We start from the raw sequence: 23982 nt of genomic DNA on the forward strand, positions 1-23982 counted from the left end.
CACCTCACCGCGACCCGCTTCATCGCCCACCCCCACCACCCAGGCCGGCGGCTCTACCGCACCGGCGACCTCGTCCGCCAACACCCCGACGGCACCCTGGAATACGCCGGACGCAACGACCACCAGATCAAGATCCGCGGTCACCGCGTCGAGACCGGCGAGATCGAGACCGCGCTGCTCGCCCACCCCGGCGTCGCCCAGGCCGCCGTCACCGTCCGCGAGGACCAGCCCGGCACCAAGCACCTGGTCGGCTACGTCGTCGCCACCGCCGAGCTGCCCGACGCCGAGCTGCGCGTACACCTCGCGGCCACGCTGCCGGAGTACATGGTCCCGTCGGCCTTCGTCACCCTCGACGCGCTCCCCCTCAACACCGCCGGAAAGCTCGACCGCAACGCGCTGCCCGCGCCCCACTTCGACACGCACCACACCGCGTACACCGCGCCCCGCACCGAGACCGAACACCTCCTCGCCGACATCTGGAGGGAGATCCTCGGCGCCGAACAGGTCGGCGTCGACGACAACTTCTTCGACCTCGGCGGCGACTCGATCATCAGCCTCCAGGTGGTCTCGCGGGCCCGCCGCGCCGGACTCTCCCTCACCTCCCGCGACGTCTTCCTGAACCCGACCGTCGCCGCCCTCGCCCTCGCCTCCCAGCCCTCCGAGGAGGCCGCCGAGACGCTGGCGGAGCAGGGCACGCTCACCGGGCCGGTGCCCGCGCTCCCGGCGCGCGCCTGGTTCTTCGAGACGCACCCGGTCGCGCCCGAGCACTTCAACCTCTCGGTCGCGGTCGCCCTCGCACCGGAGTACGACGAGAACGCCCTGCGCGCGGCCGTGGCCGCCGTGGTCGACCACCACGACGCCCTGCGGCTCACCTTCGACACCGCCCCGGACTCGGGCCCCACGGCCGCGTACCGGAGCGCCCTCCACGCCGACGAAGTCCTGGAGACGCACGAGCTCACCGCCCCGGCGGACCCCGCCGACCCGGCGGCCACGCCCGACGCCCGCTGGCGCGCCGCCGTCCTCGCCGCCCACTCCGGCTTCGACCTGGCGCGGGGCCCGCTGGTCCGCTTCGTCGTCGGCCGGCAGGGCGCGGGGCGGCCCGCGCGGCTCGCCCTCGTCGCGCACCACCTGGTGATGGACGGCGTCTCCCTGCGCGTCCTCATGGAGGACCTGGCGACCGCCTACGAGCAGGTCGCCGCCGGCGGGCGGGCCGAGCTCGGGCCCAAGGGCACCTCGGTGCGGCAGTGGGCCGAGCGGCTGGCCGCGCACACCGCCGCGGGCGGCTTCGACGACCAGATCCCGTACTGGCGGGCGGTGGCCGACGAGGCCGTGGCCGAGCTGCCGGTCGACTTCCCCGAGGGGGGCAACACCGTCGCCTCGCAGGCGGCCGTGTCGATCGCGCTCACCGCCGACCAGACCGAGGCCCTGCTCCAGCAGGCGTCCTCCCTCTACCGCACCCAGGCCAACGACGTCCTGCTCACCGCCCTCGCCCGCGCCCTGCGGAGCTGGACGGGGCACGACCGGGTGGCGGTCACCCTGGAGGGCCACGGCCGCGAGGAGCTCTTCGCGGACACCGACCTGACCCGTACCGTCGGCTGGTTCACCTCCCTGCACCCGATCGCGCTCGCCCTCCCCGAACCGGGCGACGACCCCGACGGCGACTGGCCGACGGCGGTCAAGAGCGTGAAGGAGCAGCTCCGGGCGATCCCGCAGCGCGGTATCGGCCACGGCGCGCTGCGCCACCTCGCCGACGCCCCGGTCGGCCGCCTCGACCCGCTGGTCAGCTTCAACTACCACGGCCAGTTCGACGTCTCCGGCGACGGCGCCGAGGGCGGCCTGTTCCGCGAGGCGCTGCCCGGCGAGGGCGGCGACCACGCGCCCGCCGAGCGCCGGGCGCACCTGCTCGACGTGGTCGGCGCCGTCCAGGACGGCCGGCTGGTCTTCTCCTGGTTCTACTCCGCCGACACCTACCGCGAGGCGACGGTGCGGGGCGTCGCCGAGGGCTTCGCCGCCGAGCTGGCCGCCTTCGCCGAGCACTGCGCCCGGCCGGACGCGGGCGGCTGCACCCCCTCGGACTTCCCGCTGGTCACCCTCGGCCAGGCCGAAGTGGACCAGATCGCCGGGGACGGCCGCGCGGTGGAGGACATCTACCCGCTGACGCCGCTCCAGTCCGGCATGCTCTTCCACGCCCTGGCGGACCCGGAGTCCGGTGCCTACCTGGAGCAGCTCACCTTCACCCTGGAGGGCGTCGGCGACGTCGAACGGCTCGCCACCGCCTGGCAGCGGGTCCTCGGCCGCGCCGACGCGCTGCGCGTCTCGCTGGCCTGGGAGGGCGTACCGGAGCCCGTCCAGGTCGTGCACCGGCGGATGGAGGCGCCGGTGCGGATCGCCGACTGGTCGGCCGCGGCCGAGGCCGAACGCGACCTGCTCCTCGCGGACTTCCTCGCCGAGGACCGGGCCCGGGGCGTCGACCTGGCCGAGGGGCCGCTGCTGCGGGTGACGCTGATCCGCCTCGCCCCCGAGGAGGTCCAGGTGGTGTGGACCTTCCACCACCTGCTCCTCGACGGGTGGAGCAACGCCGCGCTGCTGGGCGACGTGGTGGCCGAGTACGCCGTCCTCGGCACGGACCCGGCCGCCGCCGCGCCGGCCGTGCGCGGCTCCTTCGGCGACTACCTGCGCTGGCTCGCCGCGCAGGACCAGGAGGCGGGCCGCGCCTACTGGCGCCGGGCGCTGGCCGGGTTCGAGGAGCCGGTGGAGCTGCCGTACGACCGGGCGCCCGGGCAGGCCCGCGACAGCGCGTCGAGCGCCCGCGTCGAGGTCACCCTCGACCCGGCGGCGGCCGCCCGGGTGAGCGCCTTCGCCCGGCGCCACCGCCTCACCCTCAACGCCCTCGTCCAGGGCGCCTGGGCGCTGGTCCTCGGGCAGCAGGCGGGCGTCTCGGACGTGGTGTTCGGCACCACGGTCTCGGGCCGCCCCGCCGACCTGCCGGGGGCGGAGTCCATCCTCGGCCTCTTCATCAACACCCTGCCGGTCCGCGTCCAGGTGGACCCGGCGCGGCCCGCCGCCGACTGGCTGGGCTCCCTCCAGGCGGAGCTGGCCGAGGCGCGGAGCCACGAGTACGTGGCGCTCTCCGACATCACCGCGGACGTCGCCCCGGGCGCCTCGCTCTTCGAGAGCCTGGTGGTCTTCGAGAACTACCCGGTCGACAAGGAGACCACGGGCCGGCACGGGCTGGGCGTCCGCGGCATGAGCGCCGTGGAGTCCACCAACTACCCGCTCACGCTGGTCGCTTCGGCGGTCGGCGACCACCTGGACATGGTCCTCTCCTACGACCCGGGGCTCTTCGACGCCGGTACGGCCGACCGCCTCGCGGGCCGCCTCAGGCAGGCCGTCACCGCGCTGGCCGACTCCGACGGGCTCCCCGTGGGACGGCTGCCGCTCCTCGCGGAGGCGGAGTGGCGGACGGTCGCGGAGGAGTGGAGCGGCACCGTCGACCCGGCCTCCGGCCGGAGCACCGTGCCCGCAGCCTTCGCCGCGCGGGTGGCCGCGGCACCGGACGCGGTCGCGGTGGAGTGCGACGGCGTCACCCTCACCTACGCCGCGCTGGACGCCCGCGCCGACCGTCTGGCCCGGGTCCTCGCCGAGCAGGGCGTGACGCCGGGCGCGGAGAGCCGGGTGGCGCTGCTGCTGGAGCGTTCGGCCGACGTCGTGGTGGCGATGCTCGCCGTGCTGAAGGCCGGCGGCGCGTACGTCCCGCTCTTCGCCGGGTACCCGGACGAGCGGATCCGCCAGGTCGTGGACGGCAGCGGCGCCACGGTGATCGTCACCGACGCCGCTCTCCGGGAGCGCGCGGTCCTGGCCGCCCTGCCGGTGGTCGAGGTCGGCGCGGCCCCGGCCGGGACCGCCCCGGCGCCGGGCGCGGGCCGCCCGGACTCGCTGGCGTACGTCATGTTCACCTCGGGCTCGACCGGCGTCCCCAAGGGCGTCGCGATCACCCACGCCGACATCGTGGCGCTGGCGGCCGACGGGCGCTTCCGGAGCGGTGCCCACGAGCGCGTGCTGTTCCACTCCCCGCACTCCTTCGACGCCGCCACCTACGAGGTCTGGGTGCCGCTCCTCAACGGCCACACCCTCACCGTCGCCACCGAGGACCTGACCACCGCCACCATCCGCCAGGCCGTCGCCGACGGAGTCACCGCCCTGTGGATCACCGCCGCCCTCTTCGGCGTCCTCGTCGAAGAGGACCCCGAGTGCTTCACGGGCCTGCGGGAAGTCTGGACCGGCGGCGACGCCGTCCCCCACCACGCCGCCCACACCCTGCTCACCCGCCACCCCGGCCTCACCCTGGTCAACGGCTACGGACCCACCGAGACCACCACGTTCGCCGTCACCGGCCCTCTCGACGCCCAGGACGTGGCCACCGGTCCCGCCCCGCTGGGCACGCCGATGGACAACACCCACGCCTACCTCCTGGACAGCGCCCTGCGCCCCGTCCCGGTCGGCGTCCCCGGCGAGCTGTACCTCGGCGGCACCGGCCTGGCGCGCGGCTACCACAGCCAACCCCGCCTCACCGCCCAGCGGTTCGTCGCCGACCCGTACCACGCGGGGCGGCGCCTGTACCGCACCGGCGACCTCGCCCGCTGGCGCACCGACGGCCGCATCGACTTCCTCGGCCGCACCGACACCCAGGTCAAAATCCGCGGCTACCGCATCGAGACCAGCGAGATCGAGACCGCCCTCCTCGCCCACCCCGCCGTCACGCAGAGCTGCGTCCTCGCCCGCGAGGACCGGCCCGGCACCAAGTACCTGGTGGCGTACGTCGTCCTGGCCGCCGACGCCGACGGGGGGCCCGGGCAGGACGGCGGCACGGCCGCGGAGGCCCTCCGCGCCCACCTCGCCGAGAACCTGCCCACGTACATGGTCCCGGCCGCCTTCACCGCCGTCGCCGCGATCCCGCTGACCGTCAACGGCAAGGTCGACCGGCGCGCGCTGCCCGCCCCCGACCTGGCGGCCGGCACCGGGAGCGCGTACACCGCCCCGGCCACCCCCACCGAGCAGGCCCTGGCGGGCATCTGGGCCGAAGTCCTCGGCGCCGAACGGGTCGGTGCGCACGACGACTTCTTCGCCCTGGGCGGTGACTCCATCTCCAGCCTCAAGGTCACCTCCCGCATCCGCACCGCGCTCCGCACCCACCTCACCCCGCGCGCCCTCTTCGACCACCCGACCGTGGCCCGGCTCGCCGCCGAGATCGACGCCCGCGAGGACGCCGTCGAGACGGCCGTCACCCGGGCGCCCCGGGACGGCTACCTGCCGCTCTCCTTCACGCAGGAACGCCTCTGGTTCCTGGAGAACTTCACGCCGGGCGGGGTGGAGTACACCATCACCGGCGCCCTGCGGCTGACCGGCACCGTCGACCTGGCCGCGCTGCGTGCGGCGGTGGCGGGGCTGGTGGAGCGGCACGAGGCGCTGCGGACCACCTTCGCCTCCGTCGCGGGCCGCGGGGTCCAGGTGGTGCACGACAGCGTGCCCGTACCGGTCCGCGCCTTCTCGCCGGGGACCCCCGAGGAGCTGTACGCGCTCCTGCGCACCGAGGCGGCCGAGCCGTTCGACCTGATGGCGGGACCGCTCGTCAGGGTCCTGCTCGCCCAGGTCCCCGGGACCGGCGAGGGTTCCGGCGCCGACGAGGAGCACGTCCTGGTCCTCTCGATGCACCACATCGTCACCGACGGCTGGTCGATGGGGGTCATCACCCGCGAGCTGAGCGCCCTCTACGCGGCCGCCGTACGCGGCGAGGACGCCGGCCTCCCGGCGCTGCCCGTCCAGTACCCGGACTTCGCGGTCTGGCAGCGCGAGCGGCTGAACGGCGAGGCGCTCGACAGGCAACTCGCCTACTGGCACCGGAAGCTGGACGGCATCGAGCCGCTGGAGCTGCCCACCGACCGGCCCCGGCCCACCGTGCGCACCTCGGCGGGCGCGGTGCACTCCTTCCAGGTGCCGCCGGCCCTCGCCGACCGGCTCGCGAAGGTCGCCCACGCCAGTGGCGCCAGCCTCTTCATGGTGCTGACGGCGGTGACGCAGCTGGTCCTCTCCCGCTACACCGGGCAGCGCGACATCGCGGTCGGCACGGTGGTCTCGGGCCGTGAGCGGACCGAGCTGGAGAACCTGGTCGGCTTCTTCGTCAACACCCTGGTCCTGCGGTCGCGGATCGACGCCACGGCCTCGTTCACCGAACTGCTGGACGACGTACGGACGACGACGCTCGACGCCTTCGCCCACCAGGACGTGCCGTTCAGCCGCCTCATCGAGGAGCTGGCCCCCGAGCGCGACACCAGCCGCACCCCGCTGGTGCAGGCGCTGGTGGCGCTCCAGAACGCGCCCGCCGGCGAGTTCGACCTGCCCGGGCTGCGGGTGGCGGAGCAGCCGATGCCGCGCGAGGCCGCGCAGTTCGAGCTGAGCCTGCACTTCCAGCAGACCGGGGGGAGCGGGCTCGCGGCGATCGCCGAGTTCAACACGGACCTGTTCGACGCGGCGACGGTGGAGCGGCTCTGCCGCCACTGGCTGACCCTCGCCGAGGAGGCCGTGGCCGCCCCGTCGGCGCCGCTGGCCCAGCTCACCATGGCGGAGCCGGCCGAGCGCGCCGCCCTCCGCGCGGCGGCCGGTGCCGGGAGCGAGGCCGCCGGCCCCTTCCGCTCGGTCCTCGCGACGGTCGCCGACCAGGTCGCCCGTACGCCCGAGGCCGTGGCGCTCCTGCACGGCGGCACCACCCTCACCTACGCGGAGCTGGGACGGCGAACCGACCAGCTCGCCCGGCACCTGATCGCCCTGGGCGCCGGGCCCGAGAAGCGCATCGGCATCTCGCTCCCGCGCACCCCGGACCTGGTCGTCGCCGCCCTGGCCGTGCTCAAGACCGGCGCGGCGTACGTGCCCCTCGACCCGGAGTACCCGGCCGACCGGCTCCAGCACATGGAGGCGGACAGCGGAACCCACCTCACCGTCGACGCCTCGGTGATCACCGCGGCCCTGGCCGGCGCCTCCGGCCCGGTCGCGCATCCGCCGGTCACCCCGCAGAACGCGGCGTACGTCATCTACACCTCGGGCTCGACCGGACTGCCCAAGGGTGTCGTCATCCCGCACCACGCAATGAGCCGCCTGGTGGAATGGGCCACGACGCTGGGTGAAGACACCTTCGCCCACACCTTCTTCTCCACCAGCCTCAACTTCGACGTCTCCGTCTTCGAACTCTTCGGCACCCTCGCGAGCGGCGGCACGCTGGAGATCGCCCACAACATCCTGACCCTCACCGACCACCCCGCCTGGGACGGCACCCTCGTCTCCGCCGTTCCCTCCGCCTTCCAGGCCCTGGTCACCGACCCCACCACCCGACTCGGCCCGAAGCTCCTCGTCCTGGCCGGGGAGGCCTTCCCGACCACCCTCCTCACCCAGGCGCGCCGCGCCCTCCCCCGCACCACCGTCGCCAACATCTACGGCCCCACCGAGGCCACCGTCTACGCCACCGGCTGGTTCTCCCACGAGAACCCCGACCCCCACGGCACCACCGTCCCCATCGGCCGCCCCCTGGCGGGAAAGAGCGCCTACGTCCTGGACTCGACACTCAACCCGGTCCCGACCGGCGCCTGGGGCGAGCTGTACCTCGCGGGCAGCCTCGCCCGCGGCTACCACAACCAGCCCCACCTCACCGCACACCGCTTCGTCGCCCACCCCTACCAGCCCGGCCGGCGCCTCTACCGCACCGGCGACCTCGTCCGCCAGCACGTCGACGGCGCCTTGGAGTACGCCGGACGCAACGACCACCAGATCAAGATCCGCGGCCACCGCATCGAGACCGGCGAGATCGAGACCACCCTCCTCGCCCACCCCCGCCTCACCCACGCGGCCGTCGTCGCCCGCGAGGACCAGCCGGGCACCAAGTACCTGACGGCGTACCTCGTCACCACCGACCACCAGCAGGCCGACCCGGCCGACGTCCGGGCGCACCTCGCCCGCACCCTGCCCGACCACATGGTCCCGTCGGCCTTCGTCACCCTCGACGCCCTCCCCCTCAACGCGGCGGGCAAGCTGGACCGGAACGCCCTCCCGGCCCCCCGGTTCGAGGCGGCCGACCACGTCTACACCGCGCCCCGCACCGAGACCGAGCGGGTGCTGAGCGAGGTCTGGGCGGAGGTGCTGGGGCTGGGCCAGGTCGGGGTCGAGGACGACTTCTTCGACCTGGGCGGCGACTCCATCATCAGCCTCCAGGTGGTGTCGCGGGCGCGCCGCGCCGGGCTCGTCCTGACCTCCCGGGACGTCTTCCTCCACCCGACCATCACCGCCCTCGCGGCGGCGGTGGACGAGAACGGCCAGGTGGCGGACGACGGCGGCGCGCAGCAGGGCGCGGTCCTCGGCGCGGTGGCCCCCACGCCCGTACGGGAGTGGTTCTTCGCCACCCACCCGGTGGACCCCGGGCACTACACGATGTCCACCTCGTTCGCGCTGCCCGCCGGCACCGACCTCGGCGCGCTGCGGAGCGCCGTCGAGGCCCTGCTGGCCCAGCACGACGCGCTGCGCTCCACCTTCACCCGTACCGCGGAGGGCGGCTGGTCCGGGCGGATCGCCGCCGCGGTCGAGGTGGACGAGGTCTTCGCCGTGCACGACCTGCCCTTCGGCGCCCAGGAGGAGGCCGCATGGCTGGAGTTGGCGACCCGGACCAAGGCCGGGCTCGACCTGGAGCGGGGCCCGCTCCTGCGCGTCGTCGTCGGCAGGCCGGCGGCTCCGGCGGGGCCGGGGCAGCCGGAGCCGCCGCTGCGGCTGCTGGTCACCGCGCACCACCTGGTCATCGACGGGGTCTCCTGGCGGATCGTCCTCGGCGACCTGGCCGCCGCCTACGAGCAGGCCCTCTCGGTCGGCGCGACCGACCTGGGCCCGAAGTCCAGCTCCGTGCGGTACTGGGCCGAGCGGCTCGGGAACCACGTCCAGGAGGGCGGTTTCGCCGACCAGGTGGAGTACTGGCGGTCGGTGACGGAGGCGGCCGAGTTCGCCGTGCCGCTCGACACACCGGACGGCACCAACCTCGTCGCCGACCAGGCGGCGGTCCAGTCCCGTCTGGACGCCGACGAGACGCACGCGCTGCTCCACCAGGTGCCGGGCCGGTTCCGTACGCAGATCAACGACGTGCTGCTGGCCGCACTGGCCCGCACCCTGCGCGAGTGGACCGGGCACGACCGCGTGGCGGTCAACCTGGAGGGCCACGGCCGCGAGGAGCTCTTCGAGGACGTGGACCTGACCCGCACCGTCGGCTGGTTCACCTCGATCTACCCGGTCGCCCTCACCCTCCCCGAGCCGGGGGACGGCGGCGCGGACGCCGACTGGCCCGCCACCATGCGGTCGGTCAAGCGCCAGCTCCGCGCCGTACCGGAACGCGGTGTCGGCTACGGCGCCCTGCGGTACCTGAGCGGGGAGCTGGCCGGCGACCCCGATCCGCTGATCAGCTTCAACTACCTGGGCCAGTTCGGCGGCGGGTCCGGCGAGAGCGGGCTGCTCTCCACGGCGCTGCCGCCCGCCGGGCCGGAGCACGGGCTGCGGCAGGAGCGCAACCACCTGATCGACGTGGTCGCCGCCGTGGACGACGGGACGTTCGTCGTCACCTGGTACTACTCGGCCGCCGTCCACCGCGCCTCCACCGTCACCGCCCTCGCCGACGGCTTCACCGCCGCCCTGCGCGGCGTCTGCCAGGGCTGAGCCGGCCCGGCGGCACCGCCCGCCCCCGCCGGCCCACCGGCCTGGAGCGCACCGGCCCCACCGAAACGGGTGGGGCCGGTGCGCCCGGCCCCACCTCGACCATGTCTCACAGGGAGATTCCAGATGACCACGCCCTCGTCGCGGGAGAGCCGGATCAGCGCACTGCCGAAGGACCTGCAGGCGCTGCTGCGCGCCCGCATGTCCGGACAGGCGGTGGTCCCCGACGCGCAGGCCATCCGCCCCGCCGACCGCACCGGCGAGCTGCCCGCCTCGTTCGCCCAGCGGCGGCTGTGGTTCCTGGAGGAGTACAGCCCGGGCGGCGCCGAGTACAACTCCGGTCTGGCGCTGCGGATGACGGGCGCGCTGGACCTGGGGGCGCTGGAGCGGGCGGTGGCGTCGGTCGTGGCCCGGCACGAGGCGCTGCGGACCACGTTCGACGCGGTGGACGGGCGGGTCCTCCAGGTCGTCCACCCGGAGCAGGCGCTCCCGGTCGAGGCGGTGGAGCTTCCGGCGGGCGGTGACGTGGACCAGGTGCTGCGGGAGCGGCTGCTGACCCCGTTCGACCTCCGGCGGGGGCCGCTCCTGCGCGTGCTGGTGGTGCGGCTCGCCGCCGACCGGCACGTCCTGCTGCTCTCGATGCACCACATCATCAGCGACGGCCGCTCCCTGGACATCCTCACCGGCGAACTCGCCACCTGTTACGCCGCCGAACTACGCGGCGCAGCGGCGGAGTTGCCCGCGCTGCCGCTCCAGTACGCCGACTTCGCCGCCTGGCAGCACGACCGGCTCACCGACGCCGGGACGGCCGGCGGACTGGCGTACTGGAAGGAGAAGCTGGCCGGGCTGGAGCCGCTGGAGCTGCCGGCCGACCGGCCGCGTCCGGCGGTCCGCACCGGGGCGGGCGCGGTGCACACCTTCGCCGTCCCGGCGGCGACGGCGGCCGGGCTGGCCCGGGTCGGCCGGGAGCACGGCACCAGCCTCTTCATGCTGCTGACCGCCGCCACCCACCTGCTGCTCGGCCGCTACAGCGGACAGCGGGACGTGGCCCTGGGCACGGTCACCGCCGGGCGCGACCGCGCCGAGCTGGAGGAGCTGATCGGCTTCTTCGTCCACACCCTCGTGCTGCGCTCGCGGGTGGACGGCGCCACGACGGTCGGTGACTTCCTCGCGTCGACCAAGGCCACGGTGGTGGAGGCCTTCGACCACCAGGAGGTCCCCTTCGACCGCGTGGTGGACGCGGTCGCGCCGGACCGCGACCCCGGCCGGATGCCCCTCGTCCAGGCCATGGTGGTGCTCCAGGGCGCGACGGGCCCGGCCCCCGACTTCCCCGGCCTGCGCGTCGAGCCGCTGAGCGTCTCCCGCGACTCCCTCCCCTTCGACCTCATGTTCGAGTTCGAGGAGGCGGGGGCGGGCGGGGCGCTGGTGGGCGCCGTCGAGTACAGCACGGACCTGTACGACGCGGAGACGGTGGCGCGGATGGCCGGACACTGGCTGGAGCTGGCGGCGGGGCTGGCCGCCGGCGACGCCGACCGGCCGCTGGGCGCGCTTCCGATGCTGGGCCGCGCGGAACGTGACGAGGCGCTCGCCGCCGCCGAGGGCACCACGGTCGACGTACCGCCCACCTCCGTCCCCGCCGCCTTCGCGGCCCGGGTCGCGGAGACCCCGGACGCGGTAGCCCTCACCTGCGGCAGTCTGCGGCTGACCTACGCCGAGCTGGACGGGCGGGCCGAACGGCTGGCCCGCGCCCTGGCCGAGCGGGGCGTCACCGCCGAGTCCCGGGTCGGGCTGCTCCTGGAGCGCTCGGCGGACGTGGTCGTCGCCATGCTCGCCGTACTGAAGGCCGGAGGCGCCTACGTACCCCTGCACGCCGCCAACCCCGAGGAGCGCACGCGGGACATCCTCACCCGCAGCGGAACCGTCCTGGTCCTCACCGACCATGGCCGCGACCAGGCGACCGTCGCCGGGGTCCCCGCGCTACCGGTGGACGCCGAGCCCGGAACCGGAACCCGGCCCGCCGTTCCCGTGCACCGGGACGGGCTCGCGTACGTCATGTTCACCTCGGGCTCGACCGGCAAACCCAAGGGCGTCGCCGTCACCCACGCCGACATCACCGCCCTCGCCGCCGACACCCGCTGGCAGAACGGCGCCCACCGCCACCTCCTCTTCCACTCCCCCCACTCCTTCGACGCCGCCACCTACGAAATCTGGGCCGCCCTCCTCAACGGCCACACCCTCACCGTCGCCCAGGAGGAGATCAGCGCCCCCGTCGTCCGCCGCGCCGTGGCAGGCGGGGTCACGGCCGTCTTCCTCACCAAGGCCCTCTTCGACCTCCTCGCGGAAGAGGACCCCGGCTGCTTCGCCGGCCTGCACGAGGTCTGGACCGGCGGCGAAGCCGCCTCCCCCACCGCGATGACCCGCGTCCAGGAAACCAACCCCGACCTCACCCTCGTCCACGTCTACGGACCCACCGAGACCACCACCTTCGCCATCAGCGGCACACTCTCCCCCGCCGACACCCGGCGCACCCCGGTCCCGCTCGGCCTGCCGATGGACAACACCCAGGCCCACGTCCTAAACGCCTCCCTCACCCCGGCCCCGGCGGGCACCCCCGGCGAGCTCTACCTCGGCGGCACCGGCCTCGCCCGCGGCTACGACGGCCAACCCGCCCTCACCGCCACCCGGTTCGTGGCCGACCCCCACCACCCCGGCGCCCGCCTCTACCGCACCGGCGACCTCGTCACCCGACGCCCCGACGGCCGCATCCACTTCCTCGGCCGCACCGACACCCAGGTCAAGATCCGCGGCCACCGCATCGAACCGAGCGAGATCGAGACCACCCTCCTCGCCCACCCCCACGTCACCCACACCACGGTTCTCGCCCGCGCGTCCGCCTCCGGCGGCCGGCACCTCGTCGCCTACGTCGTCGCCACCCGTGACCTGCCCGAGGCCGACCTCCGCGCCCACCTCGCCGCCACGCTGCCGCAGTACATGGTCCCGAGCGCGTTCGTGCCGGTCGACGCGATCCCCCTCACCCCCAACGGCAAGATCGACCACCGCGCGCTCCCCACCCCCGGCCTCACCGCCGACACCCCGTACACCGCGCCCACCACCCCCACCGAGGAGACCCTCGCCCGCGTCTGGTCGGAGGTGCTGGGCGCCGAACGCGTCGGCGTGCACGACGACTTCTTCTCGCTGGGCGGCGACTCCATCACCAGCCTCCAGGTCGTCTCCCGCATCCGGGCGGCCTGCGAGGTGGAGCTGTCGCCGCGCGCCCTCTTCGAGCACCCGACCGTCGCGGGGCTCGCCGCCACCGTGGAGAGCGCCGCCGCGCCCGAGGCGGACGGGGCGGCCATCGCCCCGGCGCCGCGCAACGGCGACCTGCCGCTCTCCTTCGCGCAGGAACGGCTCTGGTTCCTGGAGGAGTTCGCCGGTTCCACCGTCGAGTACAACGTGGTGGACGCCCTGCGGCTGACCGGCGACCTCGACGTCACCGCGCTGCGCTCGGCGTTCACCGCCCTGGTCGCCCGGCACGAGGCGCTGCGCACCACCTTCGACTCGGTCGAGGGGCGCGGTGTGCAGGTCGTGCACGAGGCCGCCGACCACCAGGTGGAGTTCCGCACGGCCGAGGTGAGCGCGGGCCCGGACGGGGTGGAGGAGCTGGACGAGGCCGTACGCCGGGAGGCCGCCCGGCCGTTCGACCTGCGGACCGGGCCGCTGCTGCGGGTCCTGCTCCTGCGCAGGGCGGAGCACGAACACGTACTCGTCCTGGCGATGCACCACATCGTCACCGACGGCTGGTCCATGGGCGTCGTCACCCGCGAGCTCGCCGCTCTCTACGAGGCGGCCGTGGCGGGCCGGGAGGCGCGGCTGCCCGCTCTGCCCCTCCAGTACCCGGACTTCGCCGCCTGGCAGCGCGACCGCTCCGTGGCCGAGGACGAAATGGCGCACTGGACGCGGGCACTGGCCGGTCTGGAGCCGCTGGCCCTGCCCACCGACCGGCCACGCCCGGCCGTCCGCACCTCCGCCGGAGCCCTGCACACCTTCGAGGTGCCGGACGCGCTCGCGGGCCGCCTCCGCGCGGCCGGGCGGAGCGAGGGCGCGAGCCTGTTCATGACGCTGACGGCGGTGACGCAGCTGCTGCTCTCCCGGTGGACCGGGCAGCGCGACGTGGCCGTGGGCACCGCCGTCTCCGGGCGCGACCGCACCGAACTCGAAGGGCTGGTCGGCTTCTTCGTCAACACGCTGGTGCTCCGCTCGCGGGTGGACGAGACCCTGACGTTCCCCGGTCTCCTCGCCGGGGTGCGGGGCACGGTCCTGGACGCCTTCGCCCATCAGAGCGTGCCGTTCAGCCTGCTGGTGGACCGGCTCGCCCCCGACCGCGACACCAGCCGCACCCCGCTGGTGCAGGCCATGGTGAGCCTCCAGAACACCCCGGACGAGCAGCCGCTCGCCCTGCCGGGTCTGGAGGTGGCGCCGCTGGAGGTGGCGCGGGACACCGCGCAGTTCGACCTGACCTTCGGCTTCCGGGAGGAGGGGGCTGCGCTGCTGGCGGGGGTCGAGTACAACACCGACCTCTTCGACGCGGCCACCGTCGCCCGGCTCTCCCGCTGGTGGCTGCGGCTGGCCGAGGCGGCCCTCACCGCGCCGGGCACCCCGCTGCTCGCGGTGGCCGCCCTCCCCGACGAGGCGGACGGCACCCCGGCGGCGGCCATCGCGCCGGCCGAGGCGCCCGCGCTCTCCGCGCCCGCCCTCTTCGCCCGCCAGGTCGCGGCCGCCCCCGAGGCGACCGCCCTGCGCTGCTCCGACGGCACCCGGCTCACCTACCGCCAACTGGATGATCGCGCCGACCACCTGGCCCGACGCCTGGTCCGCGCGGGGGTCGGCGTGGAGTCGCGGGTGGCCCTGCTGCTGCCGCGCTCCGTCGACCACGTCGTCTCCGTGCTCGCGGTGCTCAAGGCCGGCGCGGCCTTCGTACCGGTCGACCCGTCCTACCCGGCCGACCGCACCGGCTACGTCCTCGCCGACTGCGGGGCACGGCTCCTCCTCACCCACCGGGCCCAGGCCGAGGCGCTGCGCGCGGCCGACCGCCTCCCGGACGCCGGCCAGCTCTCGGTCCTGCTCCTCGACGCCCCCGACGATCGGGGCGCGCCCGAGGCCGGAGCGCCCGCCCTGCCAGAAGTCCCGCTCACCGCGGGGGCGTACGTCATCTACACCTCCGGTTCGACCGGCCGCCCCAAGGGCGTGACCGTGACCCACGCCGGGCTCTGCGCGCTCGCCGCGACCCAGGCGGCCCGGCTCGGCGTAGGTGCGGGCTCGCGGGTCCTGCAGTTCGCCTCGCCCGGCTTCGACGCCTCCTGGTGGGAGCTGTCGATGGCGCTGCTCACCGGCGCGACCCTGGTGGTGGAGCCCCCCGAGCAGGGCGCGGCCACCACCGACTGGGGCGCCAGGCTCGGCCCGGTCGTGGCCGCCTCCGGCGTCACCCACGCGACCCTGCCGCCCGCCCTGGTGGCGGCGCTGGACCCGGCCGACCTGCCGCCCGTGCTGGTGGTGGCGGGCGAGGCGTGCCCGCCGGAGACCGTGGACCGGTACGCGCCGGGCCGCACGATGGTCAACGCGTACGGCCCGACCGAGACCTCCGTCTGCGCCACCATGAGCGCCCCACTCGCCCCCGGCCTCGGCGTCCCGCCCATCGGCACCCCGGTCACCGCCGCCGAGGCGCACGTCCTGGACGCCTGGCTGCGGCCGGTGCCGGTCGGCGTGCCGGGTGAGCTGTACGTCGCCGGGAGCGGCCTGGCGCGCGGCTACCTGGACCGGCCGGGGCTCACCTCGGGAGCGTTCGTCGCCGACCCGTTCGGCGACGGCGGCCGCCTGTACCGGACGGGCGACGTGGTCCGCCGCCGCGCCGACGGGGAGCTGGAGTACGTGGCCCGCGGCGACGACCAGCTCAAGGTGCGCGGGTTCCGCGTCGAGCCCCGCGAGATCGAGAGCGTCCTCGCCCTCCACGCCTCCGTCGCCCAGGTCGTGGTGGACGCCCGGCCCGCCGACGCCCCGGCCGACGGCGCCGCCCCCGGCTCGGCGCGGCTGGTGGCGTACGTCGTCCCGGCGGCGCCCGGCGCGGCCGACCCGGCCGTCCTGCGGGAGCACGCGGCGGCCGTGCTGCCCGAGTACATGGTCCCCTCGGCCTTCGTCCTGCTGGAGCGGCTGCCGCTCAACGCCCACGGCAAGACCGACCGGGCCGCGCTGCCCGCCCCGGCCGCGCCCGCCGACGGCGGGTACACCGCGCCCCGGCCCGGCGCGGAGGCGGTCCTCGCCGGGATCTGGGCGGAGGTGCTGGGCGTCGAACGCGTCGGCGCGCACGACAACTTCTTCGACCTGGGCGGCGACTCGATCCTCAGCATCCAGCTGGTCGCCAAGGCCCGCCGGGCCGGGATCGAGATCTCCTCGCGGGACGTCTTCGCCCGCCAGACCGTGGCGGCCCTGGCGGCCGTCGCCGCCGCCACCGAGGCGCCCGGCGTTGGCGCGGCGAAGGCCGTCCTGGCCGAGCAGGGCCGGGTGACCGGGCCGGTGGCGACCACCCCGATCCGCGAGTGGTTCTTCGCGCACCATCCGGTCGACCCCGACCACTTCGCCATGTCGATGGCGTTCGAGCTGCGCCCGGACACCGACCTCGCCCACCTGAGGTCGGCGGTCGGCGCCGTCCTGGACCACCACGACGCGCTGCGGACCAGCTTCGCGGCGCCCGGCCCCGAGGGCGCCGCCACCGCCGTGATCCTGCCGGAGGCCGACCTGGACGCGGTCTTCCAGCCGTACGACCTCTCCGGCGCCCCCGACCTCGACGCCGCCTGGCGCCAGGCCGCCTCCCGGGCCGCGGCCGGGCTCCGGCTCGCCGGGCCGCTGTTCCGCGTCGTCGTCGGCCTGCCCGGCGGCGGGCGGGCGCCCCGGGTCCAGTTCACCGCCCACCACCTGGTGGTCGACGGCGTCTCGTGGCGCGTCCTGCTCGCCGACGTGGAGAGCGCGTACCGGCAGGTGGCCGCCGGGCTCGCCCCCGACCTCGGCGAGAAGACCACCTCGGTGGCCCAGTGGGCCGACCGGCTGGCGGGCCGGGTCGCCGCGGGCGGCTTCGACGCGCAGGCGGCGTACTGGCGTACGGCCCTGGAGGGCGCGGCGACCGAGCTGCCGGTGGACACCCCCGGCGGCTCCCGGACCGTCGGCGAGGAGCGCACCCTGCTGGGCTCCCTCAGCGCCGATCGGACCGCCGCCCTGCTGCGCCGCGTCCCGGCCGTCCACCGCACCCGCACCGACGAGGTCCTGCTCACCGCGCTGGCCCGCACCCTGCGCGGCTGGACCGGGCGCGACCGGGTGGCGATCGCCCTGGAGGGCCACGGCCGCGAGGAACTCTTCGACGACGTCGACCTGACCCGCACCGTCGGCTGGTTCACCTCGCTCCACCCCTTCGCCCCCGCCCTGCCGCCGGGCGAGGGCTGGAAGGAGAGCGTGACCGCGGTCAAGGAGCAGCTCCGCGCCGTCCCCGACCGGGGTGTCGGCTTCGGCGCGCTGCGCCACCTCGGCCGGCCGGGCACGCCCGCCGACGCCGTACGGCAACTCCGCGACCCGCAGGTCTCGTTCAACTACCACGGCCAGTTCGACGTGGTCGCCCCCGCCGCCGGCGGGGAGGCCGCGCCGTCCGCCCGGGACGGGCTGTACGCCGCCGAGCTGCCCGACGCCGGAGGCGACCGGAGCGGCCGCGAGCGGCGCCACCACCTCCTCGACGTGGTCGGCGGCATCGAGGACGGCCGGCTCACCTTCGCCTGGACCTACTCGCCGGGCCTGCACCGCGAGGAGACGGTCCGGGCGCTGGCCGACCGGTTCTTCGCCGAGCTGGAGGAGTTCGTGGCGCACTGCGCCACCCCGGAGGCGGGCGGCTGCTCCCCCTCGGACTTCCCCCTGGTCGCCCTCGGCCAGGGTGAGGTGGACCGGCTGGCGGGCGACGGGCGGAACGTCGCCGACATCTGCCCGCTGACCCCCCTCCAGGCGGGCATGCTCTTCCACACCCTGGACGGTCCGGGCACCGGGGCGTACCTGGAGCAGTTCGCCTGCGTCCTCGACGGGGTGAGTGACACCGGCGCCCTGGCCCGGGCCTGGCAGCGGGTGGTGGAGCGGTCGGACGCGCTGCGGAGTTCGGTCGCCTGGGAGGCGGCCGACGGGCCGGTGCGGATCGTGCACCGCGAGGTCACGCTGCCGCTGGCGGTCGAGGACTGGCGAAGCCGCACCGAGGACGAGCGGGCGGCCGCGGTGGCCGACGCGCTCGCCGAGGAGCGGCGGCGCGGCCTGGACCTCGCCTCGGCACCGCTCTCCCGGGTGCTGCTGGCCCGGCTCCCCGGCGACCGCGTCCAGGTCGTCTGGACCTTCCACCACCTGCTGCTCGACGGCTGGAGCAGCGCCGCGCTCCTCACCGACGTGATCGCCGAGTACGCGGCCCTCACCACCGGCGGACCGGGCGCGCCCGCGCGCGGCCCGTTCCGCGACTACCTCGGCTGGCTGGCCGGGCGCGACCACGCCGAGGGCCGGGCCTACTGGCGCGAGCGGCTGGCCGGCTTCACCGAGCCGGTGGCCCTGCCCACCGACCGCCCCGCCCCGCCGACGCACCGGGGCCGCTCCACGGCCCGCGTCGAGGTGCCGCTCACCCCGGCCGCCGCCACCCGCGCGACCGCCTTCGCCCGGCGCCACCGCGTCACCCCCAACGCCCTGGTCCAGGGCGCCTGGTCGCTGCTGCTCGCCCACCACGGCGGCGGCCGGGACGTGGTCTTCGGGGCGACGGTCTCCGGCCGTCCAGCCGAACTGCCCGGCGCCGAGGAGATCCTCGGCCTCTTCATCAACACCCTGCCGGTGCGCGTCGACACCGACCCCGCCCTGCGGATCGGCGACTGGCTCACCGCGATCCAGCGGCACGCCTCCGACGCGGGCCCGCACGAGTACGTGGCCCTGCGCGACATCGCCACCGAACTCCCCTCGGGCACCCCGCTCTTCGACACCCTCCTCGTCTTCGAGAACTACCCGGTCGACGCGGACGGCGCCGCCCGCCACGGCGTCGCACTCCGCGACGTCCAGGCCGTCGAGGCCACCAACTACCCGCTCACCCTGATCGCGGGCGCCGCCGCCGGTGGCGGCACGTCGGCCGGTGACGGCCAGGGCTCCGGCCTGAGCATGACCCTCGCCTACGACCCCGCCCTCTTCGACGCCGCCACCGCCGACCGCCTCGCCGCCGACCTGGCCCGCCTGATCGAGGAGGTCTGCGCCGACCCGGACCGCACGCTGGGTGCCGTCCCGGCGGTCTCCGCCGCAGAGGCGGGCGAGGCGCGGCGGCGCGGCACCGGCCCGGCCGCCGTACCCCCCGTCGCGCTCGGCACCTGGTTCGCCCGGCGCGCCGCGGCCCACCCCGACGCGCTCGCCGTCTCGGCGGGCGGCACGCAGCTGTCGTACGCCGAGGTGGACGCCGACGCCGACCGGCTGGCCCGGCTCCTGCTCGGGCGCGGTGTCGGCGCCGAGACGCGGGTGGCGGTGCTGCTGCCGAAGTCGGCCGCGTGGGCGACCGCCGTCCTCGCCGTGGTCCGCGCGGGCGGCGTCCACGTCCCGGTCGACCCGGCATGGCCCGCCGAGCGCCTGGCCTACGTCCTCGCCGACTGCGGCGCGGCCCTGCTGCTGACCGACGCCGCCCACGCCGGGGCCCACCGCGCCGACGGCCCGCCCCTGCTCGTCCTGGACGACCCGGCGGTCCGCGGCGAGCTGGCCCACCTGCCGCCCGGGCCTCCCGAGGTGGCCGTACCGGCGTCCTCGGCCGCCTACGTCATCTACACCTCGGGCTCCACCGGCCGCCCGAAGGGCGTCGTCGTCCCGCACACCGGCCTGACCTCGCTGGCCCGCTCCCTGACCGGCGCGGGCGGCGCGTCGGCCGACGCCTCCGCCCGAATCCTCCAGCTCGCCTCCCCCGGCTTCGACGCCTCCGTCCTCGAACTCCTGCTGGCCTTCGGCAGCGGCGGCACCCTCGTCCTCCCGTCCCAGGAAGGCCCGTTGGCCGGTGAGGAGCTGGCCCGGGTGGTGGAGGAGGAGCGCGTCACGCACGCCCTCGTCCCGCCGACCGTCCTCGCCAGCGTCCCGCCCGGCCGGATGCCGGGCCTGCGCACCCTGTTCACCGGCGGCGAGGCGTGCGGCCCGGAGCTGGTCCGCCAGTGGTCCACCGACCGCACCCTGGTCAACGCCTACGGACCCACCGAGACCACCGTGGTCGCCGCGATGAGCGGCCGCCTCCCCGTCCCCGCGGCGGGCGACGCCACGCCCCCGCCCATCGGCGCCCCGGTGACCGGCGCCGCCGTCTCCGTCCTCGACGCCCGGCTCCGCCCGGCCCCGGTCGGCGTCCCCGGCGAGCTGTACGTCGCCGGCGCCGTCCTGGCCCGCGGCTACCTCGGCCGGCCTGCCCTGACCGGCGCCCGCTTCGTCGCGGACCCGGCGGGCGGCGGGGGACGCCTGTACCGCACCGGCGACCTCGTCCGGTGGCGCGCCGACGGCGGGCTGGAGTACGTCGGCCGCGCCGACGACCAGGTCAAGATCCGCGGCCTGCGCATCGAACTGGGTGAGATCGAGGCGGCCCTCACCCGCCACGAGGCGGTCCGCCAGGCCGCCGTGACCGTCCGCGAGGACCGCCCCGGCACCCGGCGCATCGTCGCCTACGTGGTCCCCGCACCCGGCGCCGAGCCGCCGTCGGCCGACGCGCTGAGGGAGTTCGCGGGCGCCTCCCTCCCCGCGTACATGCTCCCCGCCGCCTTCGTCACCCTCGCCGGCCTCCCGGTCAACGCCAGCGGCAAGACCGACCGGCGCGCCCTGCCCGCCCCCGACGACGACGGTGCCCTGGCCGGCGCCTACGTGGCGCCCCGCACCGAGACCGAGCGGACGCTCTGCCGGATCTGGTCGGAGGTGCTGGGCGTCGAGCGGGTCGGCGTGCACGACAGCTTCTTCGCTCTCGGCGGCGACTCGATCCTCTCCATCCAGGTGGTCTCGCGTGCCCGGCGCGCGGGCCTGCACATGTACACCCGGGACGTCTTCGTCGGCCAGACCGTGGCGGGCCTGGCCGAGGAGGCCGACGCGGCCCGCGCGGCCGACGCCCCGGCCGGGGAGGAGTCCGAGGCGGGTCCGCTGCCGCCCGTACCGGTCGCCGAGTGGTTCTTCGCCACCCACCCCCAGGCCCCCGCCCACTTCGACATGACGATGTCCTTCACCCTCGCCCCCGACACCGACGCCTCGGCCCTCCGCGGCGCGATCGGCGCCCTCCTCGAACGCCACGGCATGCTCCGCGCCGTCTACGCGCCCGACGCCGCCTCCGGCCGCTGGACGGGCCGCGTCCTCCCCTCCCTCGACCCCGACGCCGTCCTCACCGTCCACGACCTCACCTCCGCCGCCGATCCCGAAGCGGCCTGGGAGGCCCTCCTCACCGAGACCCAGGCGGGCTTCCGTCTCGACTCGGGCCCGCTCTTCCGCGTCCTGTACGGCACCCGGGGAGCCTCCCGGGCCCCCTGGCTGAGCCTGGTCGCCCACCACCTCGTCATCGACGGCGTCTCCTGGCGCGTCCTCCTGGACGACCTGGAGGCCGCCTACGCCCTGGCCGCCGCCGGTGCCGAACCGGCGGTGCCCCGGGAGCGGACCTCGTCCGTCCGCCAGTGGGCCGAGCTGCTGGCCGCCCGGGTCGCCGAAGGCGGCTTCGACGACCAGCTCGACCACTGGCACGCGGCCACCGAGGCGGCCGCGCTGCCGCTCCCCGTCGACCACCCCGGCGCCCCCAACACCGGCGCCGAACTGACCGGCGCCGCCGAGACCCTCTCCGCCGACCACACCCACGCCCTGCTGAACCTCGCCCCAGGCCGCCACCGCACCCAGATCAACGACATCCTCCTCGCCGCCCTCGCCCGCGTCCTCGCCGACTGGACCGGCCGCCCCCGCACCGCCATCGCCATGGAGAGCCACGGCCGCGAGGACCTCTTCGACACCATCGACCTCTCCGGCACCGTCGGCTGGTTCACCGCCATCCACCCGGTCGTTCTGGAGGCCCCCGCGGCCACCGACTGGCCCACCACCATCCGCGCGGTGAAGCGCCAGCTCCGCACCATCCCCGACCACGGCGTCGGCTACACCGCCCTGCGCCACCTCTCCGCCCCCGACTCCCCCGCCCGGACCCTCCTCGCGGCCCCCGCCCCCCGACTCAGCTTCAACTACCTCGGCCGCCTCGACCTCACCGGCTCCGCCCCCGACACGGGTCTCCTCCGCACCGAACTCGATCTACCCGGCCGAGACTTCGCCCTCACCGAAACCCGTCCCCACCTCATCGACATAGCCGCCCTGGTCCAGAACGGCCGCCTGACCACCACCTGGTCCTACTCCGCGGCGATGTACGACACCTCCACGATCACCACCCTGGCAAGGGCCTACGTCCGGTCCCTGGAGGAGATCGCGGCCGGCTGCCTCACCGGCTGACCCGACCGACGCCGAGGTCAGGGCACCGACACCCCGGGGCCCTTCTCGGAGTCGCCCGGACGGAAGGTCTCGGCGCGCTCCAGAAGGGCGTGGCGCAGGGCGACCCGGTCGTCGAAGGGGCGCGAGCCGCTGCGGGAGGTCTGCTGCTGGTCCGCGCCGCGTCCGGCGACCACCACGACGTCGCCGGGGCGGGCGGCGGCCACGGCCACGAAGATCGCGGTCCGCCGGTCGGGTTCCACGTGGACCGCGGCCCGCCCGCCGCGGAGGGCGCCGGCCGCGACGGCGTCGCGCAGTTCCGCGGGGTCCTCGCTGTGGGCGCTCTCGTCGGTGACGATCACGAGGTCGGCGCCGTGGGCGGCGGTGGCGCCGAGTGCGGCCCGCTTTCGGGGGTCGCGTTCGCCGGTCGCGCCCAGGACCACGATCACGCGGCCGTCGGCGAGCGAACGGAGGAAGGGCAGGAGCCGGCCCTGGCCGCCGGTGTTGTGGGCGAAGTCCACGAAGGCCAGGAAGGGCTGTCCGGTGTCGACGCGCTCCAGCCGCCCGGGGATCGAGGCGAGGTTCTCGATGCCGCGCAGGGCCGCCGTCACGTCCACGCCGCCTGCCGACAACGCCGCGGCCGCCGCCACCGCGTTGTCGGCCTGATGGGCGCCGAGCAGCCGCAGCCTCACCTCCTGGTCGACACCTGGACCGCGAAGGCGGAAGCGGGTGCCGTCGGCGTCCGCGGAGATGACGCGGGCGCTCCAGTCGGCCGGCTCCGAGCCCATGGTGAAGGTGGTCAGGGGGCAACGCGTCTCGGCGGCCAGGCGGCGTCCGTGGGCGTCGCCGATGTTGACCACGGCATGGGCGCACCGGTCCGGCCTGAACAGGGATGCCTTGGCGGCGTAGTACTGCTCCAGGTCCCCGTGCAGGTCCAGGTGGTCGGGACTGAGGTTGGTGAAGACGGCGACCCGGAAGCGGGTGCCGTCCACCCGCGCGAGCTCCAGGGCATGGCTGGAGACCTCCAGCACCAGGTCGGTGCCGCCCGACTGGCGTGTACCGGCGAGCAGGCGCTGGACGGCCGGCGCCTCGGCCGTGGTGCGTACGGCTGTCCGGCCGGCTCGGCCCGGTACGCGTGTCTCCAGGCTGCCGGCCAGCCCGACGCGGCGGCCGGCGGCCTCCAGGCCGGCGGCGACCAGGTGCGTGGTGCTGGTCTTGCCGTTGGTCCCCGTGATCCCGTACACGGACAGGGCGTGTGACGGGTCGCCGTAGAGGCGGGCGCTCAGGGGGCCGAGCACCCGGCGGGGGTGGTCGACGACCAGGGAGGGCAGACGGGGGTCGGGGCGGTCGCTGAGCAGCGCGACGGCCCCGGCTCCGGCGGCCCGGTCGGCGTAGTCGGCCCCGTGCCGGAGCCGTCCGGGCAGGCCGGCGAAGAGGTCGCCGGGGACGACGTCGGCGCTGTCCAGCGTGACCCCGTGCACCCGGACCCGCCCGTCCCCGGGCCGGGCGATCAGCCGGGCCTCGGCGGCCAGGCCGCGCAGGACGGCCAGGAGCTCGTCCAGGCACAGCGGTACCGCGGGTGGACGGTCCTCCCGCGGATGAGCACTGGCCATCGTCCACCTCCACGTTCCGGGCGCGGCCACCGGCGGTACGCGTTGCCGGACGCATGGTGCGCACCGGCCTCCGAGCCGTGGCGGCCCGGCCGGGGGCCCGCACCGCCCCGACAGAAGATAACCAAAAGCCCCTGGGGTA

The 23982-nt window shown here is 75.8% G+C and carries 3 protein-coding genes; 2 read left to right on the forward strand and 1 reads right to left on the reverse strand.

Going from position 1 to position 23982, the window contains the following annotated elements; all coding sequences use genetic code 11:
* Both ACFWMZ_RS21070 and ACFWMZ_RS21075 read left to right on the forward strand, forming a co-directional pair.
* The coding region (locus tag ACFWMZ_RS21070; RefSeq protein ID WP_383203374.1) for an amino acid adenylation domain-containing protein at positions 1 to 9735 on the forward strand (9735 nt) is incomplete at its 5' end.
* Positions 9736 to 9858: 123 nt separating this feature from the next.
* Positions 9859 to 22254 (forward strand): amino acid adenylation domain-containing protein, encoded by a 12396-nt coding sequence (locus tag ACFWMZ_RS21075; protein WP_383203377.1) that lies wholly within the window; start codon positions 9859 to 9861, stop codon positions 22252 to 22254.
* A gap of 17 nt (positions 22255 to 22271) precedes the next feature.
* Here ACFWMZ_RS21075 and ACFWMZ_RS21080 read toward each other — a convergent pair whose 3' ends face one another.
* Positions 22272 to 23843, reverse strand: a complete 1572-nt coding sequence (locus ACFWMZ_RS21080; protein ID WP_383203379.1) for a Mur ligase family protein — start codon at positions 23841 to 23843, stop codon at positions 22272 to 22274.
* Positions 23844 to 23982: the final 139 nt, after the last annotated feature.

It is taken from the genome of Streptomyces sp. NPDC058373 (assembly GCF_042723275.1).
In the GTDB taxonomy this organism is placed as follows: Bacteria; Actinomycetota; Actinomycetes; order Streptomycetales; family Streptomycetaceae; genus Streptomyces.